Source organism: Enterococcus sp. LJL98 (assembly GCF_054871745.1).
On record NZ_JBTXLU010000010.1, the window covers coordinates 107,341 to 120,271 of the forward strand.

The 12,931-nt window shown below is 41.8% G+C and carries 11 protein-coding genes; 7 read left to right on the top strand and 4 right to left on the bottom strand.

The genetic code is table 11. The features are described 5' to 3' along the window. Positions 1-37: 37 nt before the first annotated feature. The 6 genes from ACYSNO_RS09280 (at position 38) to gor (ending at position 7,434) form a co-directional block, all read left to right on the top strand. Positions 38-499, top strand: coding sequence for a CtsR family transcriptional regulator (locus ACYSNO_RS09280; protein ID WP_461730800.1), 462 nt, complete (start codon positions 38-40; stop codon positions 497-499). A gap of 15 nt (positions 500-514) precedes the next feature. Beyond that, positions 515-3,019: an ATP-dependent Clp protease ATP-binding subunit gene (locus ACYSNO_RS09285; RefSeq protein ID WP_461730801.1), complete on the top strand. Its 2,505-nt coding sequence runs from the start codon at positions 515-517 to the stop codon at positions 3,017-3,019. A 291-nt stretch (positions 3,020-3,310) separates the two neighbouring features. After that, positions 3,311-4,231: a peptidase U32 family protein gene (locus ACYSNO_RS09290; protein ID WP_461730802.1), complete on the top strand. Its 921-nt coding sequence runs from the start codon at positions 3,311-3,313 to the stop codon at positions 4,229-4,231. Between the two features lie 12 nt (positions 4,232-4,243). Then, complete coding sequence (locus ACYSNO_RS09295) at positions 4,244-5,485, top strand: peptidase U32 family protein (RefSeq protein WP_461730803.1); 1,242 nt, start codon at positions 4,244-4,246, stop codon at positions 5,483-5,485. A 74-nt stretch (positions 5,486-5,559) separates the two neighbouring features. Next, positions 5,560-6,015, top strand: coding sequence for a GNAT family N-acetyltransferase (locus tag ACYSNO_RS09300; protein ID WP_461730804.1), 456 nt, complete (start codon positions 5,560-5,562; stop codon positions 6,013-6,015). Positions 6,016-6,087: 72 nt separating this feature from the next. Continuing rightward, entirely contained in the window at positions 6,088-7,434 is a 1,347-nt protein-coding gene (gor, locus tag ACYSNO_RS09305; protein ID WP_461730805.1) for a glutathione-disulfide reductase, read from the top strand. 90 nt (positions 7,435-7,524) lie between these two features. Here gor and ACYSNO_RS09310 read toward each other — a convergent pair whose 3' ends face one another. The 4 genes from ACYSNO_RS09310 to ACYSNO_RS09325 form a co-directional block, all read right to left on the bottom strand. Continuing rightward, positions 7,525-8,511 carry a polyprenyl synthetase family protein gene (locus tag ACYSNO_RS09310; protein ID WP_461730806.1) on the bottom strand — a complete coding sequence of 329 codons (987 nt, stop codon included), beginning with the start codon at positions 8,509-8,511 and terminating at the stop codon, positions 7,525-7,527. A 21-nt stretch (positions 8,512-8,532) separates the two neighbouring features. Beyond that, entirely contained in the window at positions 8,533-9,093 is a 561-nt protein-coding gene (locus ACYSNO_RS09315) for a Gx transporter family protein (protein WP_461730807.1), read from the bottom strand. Positions 9,094-9,104: 11 nt separating this feature from the next. Beyond that, positions 9,105-9,521: a NusG domain II-containing protein gene (locus ACYSNO_RS09320; RefSeq protein WP_461730811.1), complete on the bottom strand. Its 417-nt coding sequence runs from the start codon at positions 9,519-9,521 to the stop codon at positions 9,105-9,107. A 137-nt stretch (positions 9,522-9,658) separates the two neighbouring features. Next, a complete protein-coding gene (locus ACYSNO_RS09325) occupies positions 9,659-11,578 on the bottom strand; it encodes an FAD-dependent oxidoreductase (protein WP_461730808.1) in 1,920 nt (639 codons plus the stop codon). A 258-nt stretch (positions 11,579-11,836) separates the two neighbouring features. Here ACYSNO_RS09325 and pplA point away from each other — a divergent pair, with 258 nt between their 5' ends. Then, the gene (pplA, locus tag ACYSNO_RS09330) at positions 11,837-12,769 is read left to right on the top strand and encodes an extracellular electron transfer flavoprotein PplA (RefSeq protein ID WP_461730809.1); all 933 of its coding nucleotides are present in this window, start codon (positions 11,837-11,839) and stop codon (positions 12,767-12,769) included. Positions 12,770-12,931: the final 162 nt, after the last annotated feature.

Below are 12,931 nucleotides of genomic sequence, written 5' to 3' on the forward strand. Positions count from 1 at the left end.
GTATAATGAAGGTCAATATTAGTCAAGGAGGGTAAAAATGAAGAATCCACGAAACACATCGGATATCATTGAGGCGTATTTAAAAAAGATTCTTGAAGAACATTCAATGATTGAGATTAGACGAACCGAGATGGCTGATTTATTTAATTGTGTCCCTTCACAAATTAACTATGTGATTAATACGCGTTTTACCATTCAACGGGGCTATACGGTTGAAAGTAAACGAGGCGGTGGTGGTTACATTCGGATTGAAAAAGTTCAAATTTCCAATCACCATCAATTCTTAGAGCAAGTAGCGCAGCTGTTTGATCAAGAGTTAAGTGAGCGACATGCACAAGGCATTATCCAAAAATTATATGAAGAAAAACTACTCACCCAACGAGAAGCACATTTGTTATTAACAGCGACCAGTAAGGCGATTCTAGGCGGAACAACCGACGAAAATCGCATACGAGCAGCGATTTTACATGGTATTTTAGAAAGATTAAGTTATGAATAAAAAGGAGTGAATGTCATGGATGAATTATTTACCCCTCGAGCAAAAGCCGTCTTGGCGATTGCTCAGGAAGAAGCCAAATATTTTAAACACCAATCGGTCGGCTCAGAGCATCTATTACTAGCTTTAGTGATTGAGCAAGAAGGCATTGGTGGGAAAACTTTACGTGAAATGAATGTCACAGAAAATGACATTCGAGAAGAAATTGAACATATAACGGGTTACGGCATGATGAAAGATTATCCTCTCGGTGGTTTTTTACCCTATTCTCCGCGTTCCCGTCAGATATTTGCCTATGCCGGCGATGAAGCCAAACGCTTAGGAGTGGGACAGATTGGTACGGAACATCTTTTATTAGGGATGCTGCGTGATGAAGAAATTTTATCAGCCCGTATTTTACTCAATTTAGGTTTTAGTTTAGCGAAGACCCGTCAATTATTAAAAAAGAAAATGGGACTGACGGAAGTAAGAGGGGCGGCTAGCAACATCGCTCGTCGCCAACAATCTCAAAAACAAGGACGACAAGGGGGGCCTCAAAACGAAGGCACGCCGGTGTTAGATTCTTTAGCTAGAGATTTAACAAAGTTGGCACGCGAAAACCGTTTGGATCCAGTTGTTGGGCGCAGCAATGAAGTCAAACGGCTGATTCAAATTTTAAGCCGTCGTACAAAAAACAATCCGGTCCTAGTCGGTGAACCTGGAGTTGGGAAAACGGCCATCGTGGAAGGTCTCGCTCAAAAGATTATATCGGGTGAGGTCCCACGGGATATGCAACAAAAACGTCTAATGATGCTAGATATGGGTGGACTAGTCGCAGGCACCAAGTATCGTGGCGAATTTGAAGATCGCATGAAGAAGATTATCGATGAAATTTATCGTGACGGACAAGTGATTCTTTTTATCGATGAATTGCATACGCTCATTGGTGCAGGAGGAGCAGAAGGCGCGATTGATGCTGCGAATATTTTAAAACCCGCTTTGGCGCGTGGGGAACTACAAACCATTGGTGCGACAACGTTAGACGAATACCAAAAGTATGTTGAAAAAGATTCAGCCTTGGAACGTCGTTTTGCTCGAGTACAAGTTGATCAACCGACACCAGAAGAAGCGGAACAAATCTTACGTGGTTTACGTCCGCGGTACGAGGAACATCATAGGGTGGAAATTCTCGATGAAGCGCTCAAAGCCGCCGTTCAACTATCCGTGCGTTACATCAACTCTCGCCAATTGCCCGATAAGGCGATTGATCTAATGGATGAGGCAGCAGCCAAAGTTCGTTTAGATCAGGCAGATGAAGTGGCGGATACGGTGCGCATTCAAGAGGAACTCTTGGCTTTAGCGCAAGAAAAAGATGCGGCAATTCGTGATCAAAGTTTTGAAGCGGCCGCTGAGATTCGTCTCCGTGAGAAAGCCTTGGCCCAAGAGTTGGCGACTGCGACGTTTCGTGAAATGAAAGCAAGTGAAGGCTACACGGACGCAGTCACCGAAGAAGATGTGGCCGCAGTCGTGTCTCAATGGACCGGTGTCCCCTTACAACAAATGGAGAAAAAAGAAACAGAACGGTTACTTGTTTTAGAAGAAGTACTCCATGAACGCGTGGTTGGTCAAGATGAAGCCGTTAAGGCGATTTCTCGAGCCATTCGACGGGCCAGAAGTGGCTTAAAAGACCCGAATCGTCCGATAGGCTCCTTTATGTTTTTAGGTCCAACTGGGGTTGGGAAGACGGAATTAGCAAAAGCTTTAGCCGAAGCCATGTTCGGTAGCGAAGATTCGCTGATTCGAGTGGATATGTCTGAGTTTATGGAAAAATATAGTACTAGTCGTTTAATCGGTTCCCCTCCAGGCTACGTTGGTTATGAAGAAGGCGGGCAACTGACGGAAAAAGTACGTTCGAAGCCGTATTCAGTCATCTTATTGGATGAAGTGGAAAAAGCACATCCGGATATTTTCAATCTCTTACTCCAAGTCTTGGATGATGGTCATTTAACGGATGCCAAAGGACGGAAAGTTGATTTTCGGAATACGATTTTAATTATGACGTCAAATATCGGAGCCACTCAGCTCAGAGAAGAAAAAAATGTGGGCTTTAATGTCGTCGATGCATCAAAAGACCATGCAGCGATGCAAAAACGAATTTTAGAAGAACTGAAGAAAGCCTATCGACCAGAATTCTTGAACCGAATTGATGAAACGATTGTCTTTCGTTCGCTAGAACAAAATGAGATTCACCAAATCGTTAAAATTATGAGCCGTTCGATTATTAAACGTTTAGCAGAACAAGACGTCCAATTAAAAATCACACCCGCTGCAATTGATGTGATCGGTAAAGCTGGTTTTGATCCTGAATATGGTGCACGACCTATTCGCCGAGCACTACAAAAAGAAGTCGAAGATCGTCTCAGCGAAGCCTTACTAATGGGACAAGTCCACCTAGGAGATCAGGTGACCATTGGTGCCTCCAAAGGACAAATTACCTTAAATGTTCGTGAGAAAAAAGAAAAAGTCATTTTACAAGAAGTATAAATAGAAGGAGTCTGAGAGGGGAGGAATGAACATTCCAAGCTTCACAGGCTCTTTTTCTTTTACTTAAACAAATGTGAGAAAATGATTTAATTCGTTGTTCCTCTTGTCACATGTTTTGTATGTATTGTAGGTAAAAAGACGGTTTATGCAAGCAATTAGCAGAATGAAAAAGAAAAAAGTTGGAATAACTCTCACAAAACTATGTGAAAAATTCGTGAAAAAACTAGCAAAAGTTCTTGGAAAGGATGGGGGCATATGATACGATAGGTTCGTTGCGAGGAGGAAAACAAAATGATTGAATTAATTACAACCGTTGAATCGATCGAACAAGCCAAAGCATTGCTACCAATTGTCGATACGATTTATTTTGGAGAAGAAACTTTAGCCTTACGTTTGCCCCATTCCTTTACAAGAGAGGAACAGCGGGAATTAGTTGAACTGGCTCATCAAGCAGGAAAACAAGCGATGGTCGCAGTCAACGGCATCATGCATCCTGAAAAAATGAAAGAAGTACCGGAATATTTAGCATTCTTAAAAGAAATTGGCGTGGATCGGATTTCAGTGGGAGAACCGGGCACGATTTTTGTGATGAAGAAAAATGAAGCGTTACAAATTCCTTTTGTTTACGCAGGAGAAACATTGGTAACTAGCGCACGTCAAATTAATTTTTGGGCGAAAAAGGGTGCGGTTGGCGCGATTTTAGCACGTGAAGTTCCTTATGGCGAGTTAGCTCTGATTGCACCACAATTAACAATACCAGCCGAAGTTTTAGTCTATGGTGGTACGTGTATTCATCATTCGAAACGACCACTTTTACAAAACTATTACAATTTTACGGAACAGACAGCTAAAAAAGATCGAGAGGCTGAACTCTTCTTGTCCGAACCGAAAAAAGAAGAAACCCATTACTCGATTTTCGAAGATAGCCATGGCACGCACGTCTATGCAAACAATGACTTAAATTTAATGGCTGAGTTAAAAGAATTAGCGGATACAGGCTTTCACACATGGAAACTAGATGGCATCTTAAGTCCTGGAGAAAATTTTGTGGCGATTGCCCGTTTATTCGATGAAGCCCGTCAATTGATTGTGACAGGTAGCTGGACGCCTGAAAAAGCGGCGACACTCAGCGAAGCAGTGGTGGCACTCCATCCGTCAAAACGTGGCTTGGACACAGGCTTTTACCACATCGATCCAAAGAAAATCAAATAAGGAGACAAAAGAATGAGCAAGCAACAACCTTTAAAACGCCCAGAAGTTTTAGCTCCTGCGGGCACATTAGAAAAATTAAAAGTCGCAATTCATTATGGGGCAGATGCCGTTTATATCGGTGGGAATGCCTATGGGTTACGAAGTCGTGCAGGTAATTTCACCTACGAACAAATGGCAGAAGGCGTCGCTTTTGCCAAAGCACACAATGCAAAGGTCTACGTCGCTGCGAATATGGTCACACACGAAGGCAACCAAGAAGGTGCCGGTGAATTTTTCCGCGAATTGCGCGATGTCGGTATTTCAGCCGTGATTGTCTCTGATCCGGCTTTAATTGAGATTTGTATCACAGAAGCACCAGGCTTGCCCGTGCATTTATCTACTCAAGCTTCAGCCACCAACTTTGAAACCTTAGAATTTTGGAAAGAAGAAGGGTTAGAACGTGTCGTTTTAGGACGGGAAGTGTCGATGGACGAAGTGGCAGAAATTCGCCGCAATACGGATGTGGAGATTGAAGCCTTTATCCATGGGGCGATGTGCATTTCTTACTCCGGTCGTTGTACCTTATCGAACCATATGTCGATGCGCGATGCCAACCGTGGAGGATGTTCGCAGTCTTGTCGCTGGAAATACGATTTGTACGATTTGCCTTTTGGCGAAGAACGAAGAAGTTTAACGAAAAATGGTGCGGTAGCAGAAGAGTTTTCCATGAGCGCAGTCGATATGTCCATGATTGAAAATATTCCTGATTTGATTGAAAATGGTGTGGATTCATTTAAAATTGAAGGTCGCATGAAATCGATTCATTACGTTTCAACGGTTTCAAATGTTTATAAAGCAGCAGTGGATAGTTATATGGCCGATCCGGAAAACTATGTCTGCAAACAAGAATGGATTGATGAATTGTGGAAAGTTGCGCAAAGAGAATTAGCGACAGGTTTTTACTACAATACGCCAACTGAAAATGAACAACTCTTTGGCGCGCGTCGTAAAATTCCAGAGTATAAATTTATCGGTGAAGTGCTAAGTTATGATGAGGGAAGCAAAATTGCAACAATCCGCCAACGGAATCTCTTTGAAGTCGGCGATGAAATTGAATTTTATGGACCGGGCTTCCACCACTTTGAACAAACGATTACGGTCATGCACAATGAAGAGGGCGAGTCGATTGATCGGGCGCCAAATGCAATGATGATCGTTGAAATGCCTGTGATCGAAAAAGTTTCTCCAGGAGATATGATTCGGAAACGTAAATAAGTGGTACAATAAGAGAAAATAAAAGAGTGATGACTTGAAAGTCATGGCTCTTTTTTATTCTTAGGAGGGAAAAAATGCTCACGTTTAAATGGCGGCAAGAAGTGTTAAAAGAAGATTGGCCGTTTTTGTTAACGGCCGATCCATCAAGAGCCTCGATTGAAGCGTACTTATTTCAAAGTGTTCTTTTGGAAGTTCGAGAAGAAAAGGAATTGGTTGGTTTACTTGTCTTAAAGACGCTATCTGATAAAAAAGCCGAAATTATGAACGTTTCTGTTCATTCGCAGAAACAAAACCATGGAATCGGGAGTCGCTTGTTACAAAAAGTCATTTTTGATATGAAAAATTTTGCTTACGAACAATTGCTCGTTCAAACCGGGACCACGAGTTTTGGGCCCTTGTATTTTTATCAAAAAAATGGCTTTCGCGTGACAGCAGTCGTTCCGGATTATTTCACGCAGCATTACGCCGATGAGTTGCGAGAAAATGGGTTAGTGCTGCAAGATGGCTTAGTCTTAACACGCAATCTCTAATCGTTGACAGGGAAATTCTCCCATGTTAGCGTTAAATAAGTGAAAAATATCAATGATGAGGAGACGACTCTTTTGAAAACATATGATTATATTGTAATAGGTGGCGGTAGTGGAGGCATTGGCTCGGCAAACCGGGCAGGGATGCACGGTGCGAAAGTGCTATTAATTGAAGGCAAGGCCTTTGGCGGTACGTGTGTCAATGTGGGGTGTGTCCCTAAAAAAGTGATGTGGCAAGCAAGCGAATTACTTGAAGGCTTGCATCGCGATGCGGCTGGTTATGGGATTTCTCCACAGGCAGTGACGTTTGATTTTAAAAAACTTGTGGATAACCGTGAAGAATACATCCATTTTTTACACGGTGCTTATGAAAGAGGCCTTGCAGGGAACGGGGTTGATACGATAAAAGGTTATGCACAATTTGTGGATAACCGGACAGTCGAGATCAACGGAGAACAATACACTGCTCCACATATTTTAATCGCAACAGGTGGTCGCCCAGTACCTTTAGCAATTCCAGGCGGCGAGTATGCGGAAAATTCAGACCAATTTTTTGCCTTGGAAAAATTACCAAAAAAGCCAATCGTGATTGGTGGCGGCTACATTGCAGCTGAAATTGCAGGGGTCATGCACGGTCTAGGAAGTCAAGTATCATGGGCTTTTCGCAACACGCATCCATTAAGAGATTTTGAAGAAATGCTTTCTTATCACCTCATTGAGCTTTACCAACAAGCGGGTATCGATACCTATGCGCAACATAAACCCGTAGCTATTGAGAAAAAAGGAACAAGCTATCACGTTCATTTTGAAAACGGAGCAAGCTTGACTGGCGACTATGTATTTTTTGCAGGTGGCCGCGTACCAAATGTGGATAATATTGGTTTGGAGCGCACAGATGTCAAGTTATCCCCAGAAGGTTTTGTAATTGTGGATAAGTTCCAAGAGACGACTGCAGCAGGTATTTATGCAGTTGGGGATATTATCGGTAAGGTTGACTTAACACCAGTTGCCATTGCAGCAGGCCGTCGTTTATCGGAGCGCTTATTTAATGGTCAGAGCGATCTTTTCCTAGATTATGACTTGATTCCGACCGTCGTTTTCACCCACCCGCCGATTGCAACCATTGGCTTAAGCGAACGAGCAGCGATTGAAAAGTATGGGCAAGCGCAAGTCAAAACGTACAACTCAGAATTTACACCGATGTATTTTGCCCTCGATACGTATCGTCAAAAATGTAAAATGCGTTTAGTCTGTGTCGGACCCGAAGAAAAAATTGTTGGTCTACATGGAATTGGCCGTGGCGTGGATGAGATGTTACAAGGTTTTGCTGTTGCGATTAAGATGGGTGCAACGAAAGCTGATTTTGATCAGACGGTTGCGATTCATCCAACAGGTTCGGAAGAATTTGTCACCATGCGTTAAACGGTTTTGCGATGGCTTGTGACACAAGCTTGATTCAAAATACAAAAAAAGAAGCGTTGGGGCTGCGAATCAATTCACAGTCCCAACGCTTTAATTTTCACGATGTAAAATGGTTTTTGTAATAGTTAACAAACTGTCTTTCACGCCTGCGGGTCGGTTAGGCAAAGAATTGATTTCTTTCAACGCTTTTTCAGTATAGTTTGTTGCGAGCTCTTGCGCCTTTTGAATGCCTTGAGACGCCTGAACAAGATCAAAGACGTTGCGCGCTTCTGCTTGCGTCATTTGTTCTTTTTTGGCGAGTAGCGGTCGGAGGGCACTCGGATTTTCTTCTAAAGCATAGAGGAGCGGCAAAGAATAAATGCCTTGTCGGACATCTTCTAAAACCGGTTTCCCTAGTGTTTCGCTTGCTTGGGAATAATCTAAAATATCATCTAAGATTTGAAAAGCCATCCCAATTTGGTGTCCGATGGCTGCTGCCTTCTTAGCAAAAAGTTGGGAACAGCCACTTTCAAGGGCGCCAATCGAACAGCTAAGAGCGAAAAGTTCCGCTGTTTTGCCAGAAATGTTTTCTAAGTATTCCTCAATTGTGACTTCTAAATAATAGTGCTTATCCATCTGACCCAATTCGCCAGCTAGAATTTTTTCCATACTCCGTGAATTCATTTGTAAGCTTTTCATGGAAGAACCATAATCGGCCATTAATTTAAAACAAGTAACAAATAAATAGTCTCCGGCATAGACCGCTGTGCGATTGTCAAAACGCGCCTGTATGGTTGGCAAGTTGCGTCGTAATTTTGACTCGTCAACAATATCATCATGAATCAAGGTGGCAGTATGCAGCAGTTCAATTGCTGCCGCGAAAGATAAGATTTTTTGTTGCTCTTTTTCTGGACCAAATTGTGCGAATAAAATTTGATAAGCCGGCCGTAAGAGTTTTCCTCCTGCTTGAATCATTTCTAAGATTGCTGTTTCAACCTCTTTGTTTTTTAAGTGCAAGGCATTTTCCATCAAGTTTAAAGTTTGTTTGAGTTCTTTTTGTAATTGGGGAAAGGCTTCCCACATTGGATGAAGTGTCACAAGATCCCTCCTCACGAATTGTTAATGATTATCGGCCCATTTGACTTGAGTTTCTTCCTCATAGGCGGCTTGAAATTGTTGCAAGGTACGCACTCGTTGCAATAAATAGTTGGCTGCGACACCAATTGCAATCCCAGATAAAATTCCGAAGAACGATAAGATGGGCAAATAAAGCATGACAGCCCAGGATTGTGCAATCCAAGAAGCGGTCACCAGTTGTCCAACGTTATGCATAAATCCACCGGTTGCACTAATGCCAATAATACTGACTCGCTTTGGTCCAAGTCGCTTCACTAAAAGCATGCTGAAGTAGCTGAGCATACTGCCTGAAAAACTATAAAGGAAAGTTGAAACGGTGCCCCCTAGCAAAGTTGTTAAAATTAAACGTAAAGAAATGAGCATAAAGCTGTCTTTTTTTGGCATGGTGAAAAGAGCAATAATCGTAATCAGATTCGCAAGCCCGAGTTTTGCCCCGGGAGCAAAAGCGAAGGGATAAGGGATGAGATTTTCGATTAAACCGATAATGACACCCTGAGCAACTAACAAAGCAATAAAAATAATTTTTCGTAAATGATTATTCATGGTTTGGACGACTAGTAAATTAAATCGTCGCTTTCACTCCCATCGACTGCGATAATTTCAATGACTAATTTATGAGGAAGGCAAACAATCGTTTCCCCATGTTTGCTCGCCCAACCACGGCGGACACAAACTTGATCGCTGCAATCCGCTTCTTTGATGCGAATTCGATCGCCATCAATTTCTAATAAGTTTTTTTCGCCATCGGGTGTTTCATATAAATACGTCCTGCCTTTTTTACCTTCCACGAGTTGAAAGGTCTTTATTTCCTCGCCATTCACCCGGAGAACCGCTTGTTTTTCGGCATTTTCAGGCAATTGATTCCAACCAAAAAGGACGATTGGGAGAAAAGAAGAAACGATAAGTAAAAAGATGATAACCCCGTCCCAAGGTTTAAAGTGGCTTGTTTGGATAAATTTTTTGAGTTTCAGGGGATTCGCCTCCTACTGGTAATTTGTCTATATTCTAACATATTCCATCAGACAAAAAGGGCGTTTCGTTAGATTTAATCAGAAAAGGAGGGGTGACAGTTACTTTTGTCATCCCTCCTAAAAAAGCATTGAAAGTCTTATTTTTGACCGTACATGGATTTAGGTGTTCCATACCACCATTTTCCGACGGTACGTTGTAACCATGGAATTACCCAACGGTCTAAACCAACTGCACGACCAGAACCGTTCATTAAGGCGAAAGCCACCGGGATGAACCAGATGTTCACCCAGAAGAACATGCCTGATAGACAGAAGGTCACAACTAAAGCAATGGTTGTCGCACTCATTAACCACGTGAATAAACCAGCGATTAATGCTAAGGCAATCCCAATTTCAACGAAAACCATCATTTTTTGGAAGAACATCGCTACTTCCATATTTGGCATCATAATTTTCATGATATTTGAGAACCATTCAGGAGCACTATCTAACACAGCCATTGGTTCCTCACCATAGGCATAGCTTAAACCAAATTGTGCAATGGCTTCAACTGTTTCTTCTGTTCCAGCGCCAGTTGCGGCAGAAGTTGCATCACTTGCTGCGCTCGCTGCGTCTGTAACATAGTCCCATGTCCAAGGGAAGACACTATTGCCTGTGAACCATGACCCTTCACCAAACCAAGTGCTTGGTTTTAACCACTCACCGTCACCGACCATTTTCTTACCAGCTTCAATGAACCATACGAGACCGTAGAAGACACGTAGCGGAACACTCCAAAGAACGTTGCCGTAGCGTGAAGAGTGACCACGAGTCACATTACGATCGTCTTTAATATGGAAAAATTCATGCATCATGTATTGGAACATGTAATAACCTGAACGAATATCAAAGAAATATTTCAAGTTAACAATGTGTTTCATAATGATTGCGAGGAAACCACTTAAATGAATTTTATTGAATAAGTTTGCCACGCCCCACTTCGCACCGATTGATACCATAAATCCTTGGTAATTTCCTTTGAATGACTGTTTTTCGCCGCCTTTGATCGCTGCGACGATATTTGCGGCAGCAGTATGCCCTGTTTGTTCTGCAGCTTGGACAATTTGAGGTGTCGGTGTGTTTGGAAACTCTTCGTAAAATACTAAGTCACCAATGATATAAATATTTTGCTCTTCGTAGCCTTTTGCTTCCATATATTCATTTGCAATTAAACGATTCCCACGTGCGGCTTCAAGACCAAAGTCTGCAGCGTCAGTCGTTCCTTTCACCCCAGCTGTCCAAATTAAGGTGTGTGTTGGGATCGTTGAACCGTCTTTTAGTTTGATATGGTCTGCAGCGACTTCAACGATTGGCGCATTTAAGACTAAATCAACATTTTTTGTTTTTAAGTAACGTTCCGCTTTGGCTGCGTCGTTTCGATCCAGCATGTTTAAAATTGTTGGCATCGCTTCAATCACTTTTAAGCTAATTTCACTTGGATCAAGTTTGTAGTCTTTTGCAAGACGCTCTTTCCAATCAATTAATTCACCAATCATTTCGATTCCAGTAAAACCAGAACCACAGACAACAAAGCTTAGCATCGCTTGACGAACAGCCGCATCGGGTTCAATAGCTGCTTTTGCAACCGTATCAAGGATGTGTTCACGAATACGAACCGCATCTTCGAAAGACCATAAAGTAAAGCCGTGTTCTTTCACACCAGGTGTACCAAAATCGTTAGGCTCGCCTCCCATACCTAAAACAAGGTAATCAAAAGCGTAAGAACCAAGTTTTGTCGTCACGACTTTCTTTTCTTTGTCAATTCCCGTAACAGTATCTGTCACTAAATGAACATTTTTTTTACGCGCAAATAAACGTTGTAAGTCGTACTGAATTGCTTCTGGCTCGACACGACCACCGGCAACTTCGTGAAGTTCCGTCATCATCGTGTGATAAGAATGACGATCGATTAACGTGATTTGGACATCATTGTCTTTTTTTAGTTTTTTCGCCATGAATTTTGCAGCAGAAACGCCCGAATACCCAGCACCGACAACGACAATATTTTTTGTAGCCATTGTAAATCTCTCCTTAATAAAAATAAAATAGTATATGAATGCACAATCTGTTTCATTATACATGGGAAGTGTGAATTTGTCTAAGTTTTTTTGAAAGTTTCACAAAAAATGAAAGAGAATTTGGTTTCTGTGAAAAAGAAATATTTCATATTTCTCAATAGAAAGGATTGACATCTCGAAAAAATACGCTAAAATGTTAATTGAATCACAAACTTATTTGTGAAAAAAACAGTGTAAAAAGAAAAGGTGGATATTGACATGAAAGCAAAAAAATTATTGGTTGGTTTTACAGCGTTGACTTTTACAGCATTAGTACTAGGAGCTTGCTCACCAGATAGCAAACCAGAAGAATCTTCTAGTGCACCTGCCTCATCAGAAGTAGTAGAATCTTCTTCAACAGAAAAAGAAAGCGATACAGAGGCTGCAACACCGGCAGTTACTCTTCAAGATGGTACGTATACGTTAGAAGAAACGAACTATAGCAATGATTATCGTGTCGTGTTCTCAATCGTTGTCAAAGACGGTAAAATTGTGGAGTCAAACTATGATAACTTGAACGAAGCAGGCGAATCAAAAACGAAAAACAAAGAATACAATGACATGATGGTTGAAAAAGCGGGTATTGGTCCAGAAGAATTTATTCCAGCCTTCAATGAAACACTACTTAAAGCGCAAGCAGCGACGGGTGTTGAAGTTGTTTCGGGTGCAACGCATTCTTTCCATGACTTCCAAAACTACGCACAGCAATTAATTCAAGCGGCACAAGCCGGCAACACAGAAACCATCAAGATTAATAATGGTGCGAAATTACAAGATGGGACTTATACTTTGGAAGAAAAAAACTATAGCAATGACTACCGTGTTGTCTTTTCTATTGTGGTTAAAGATGGCAAAGTGACAGAGTCCAACTATGACAACTTAAATGAAGCGGGCGAATCAAAAACAGAAAACAAAGAATACAATGACATGATGGTTGAAAATGCCGGCATTGGTCCAGCAGAATTTATTCCAGCTTTTAACAAAGGACTCGTTGAAACAATGGCAACCGAAGATGGTACGCCATCAAGCGTGGATGTGGTAACTGGCGCAACTTCAAGCTTTCATACTTTTGTTGTTTATGCGGAGCAATTAATCAATGCCGCGCAAAACGGTGCAACAGAAACGATTACGGTTGATAACCCAACAAAATAAGTGCAATAAGAATGAAAAAGCAAGCGGCGGACGTCTGAATTGCCCCCTGTCAAGTAGACAGTATTAAAAACAAAAAACAATCTTTTAGTTTAACGCAATCTTTTATCCTGAGATTGCGTTTTTTATGCTGCTAATTTTCGGTATTCATTGGGTGAGTAACTA

Excerpts from the sequence above, each read along its gene's own strand:
- ACYSNO_RS09280 (WP_461730800.1), top strand. The coding sequence starts at position 38 with ATGAAGAATCCACGAAACACATCGGATATCATTGAGGCGTATTTAAAA.
- ACYSNO_RS09285 (WP_461730801.1), top strand. The coding sequence starts at position 515 with ATGGATGAATTATTTACCCCTCGAGCAAAAGCCGTCTTGGCGATTGCT.
- ACYSNO_RS09290 (WP_461730802.1), top strand. The coding sequence starts at position 3,311 with ATGATTGAATTAATTACAACCGTTGAATCGATCGAACAAGCCAAAGCA.
- ACYSNO_RS09295 (WP_461730803.1), top strand. The coding sequence starts at position 4,244 with ATGAGCAAGCAACAACCTTTAAAACGCCCAGAAGTTTTAGCTCCTGCG.
- ACYSNO_RS09300 (WP_461730804.1), top strand. The coding sequence starts at position 5,560 with ATGCTCACGTTTAAATGGCGGCAAGAAGTGTTAAAAGAAGATTGGCCG.
- ACYSNO_RS09315 (WP_461730807.1), bottom strand. The coding sequence starts at position 9,093 with ATGAATAATCATTTACGAAAAATTATTTTTATTGCTTTGTTAGTTGCT.
- ACYSNO_RS09325 (WP_461730808.1), bottom strand. The coding sequence starts at position 11,578 with ATGGCTACAAAAAATATTGTCGTTGTCGGTGCTGGGTATTCGGGCGTT.
- pplA (WP_461730809.1), top strand. The coding sequence starts at position 11,837 with ATGAAAGCAAAAAAATTATTGGTTGGTTTTACAGCGTTGACTTTTACA.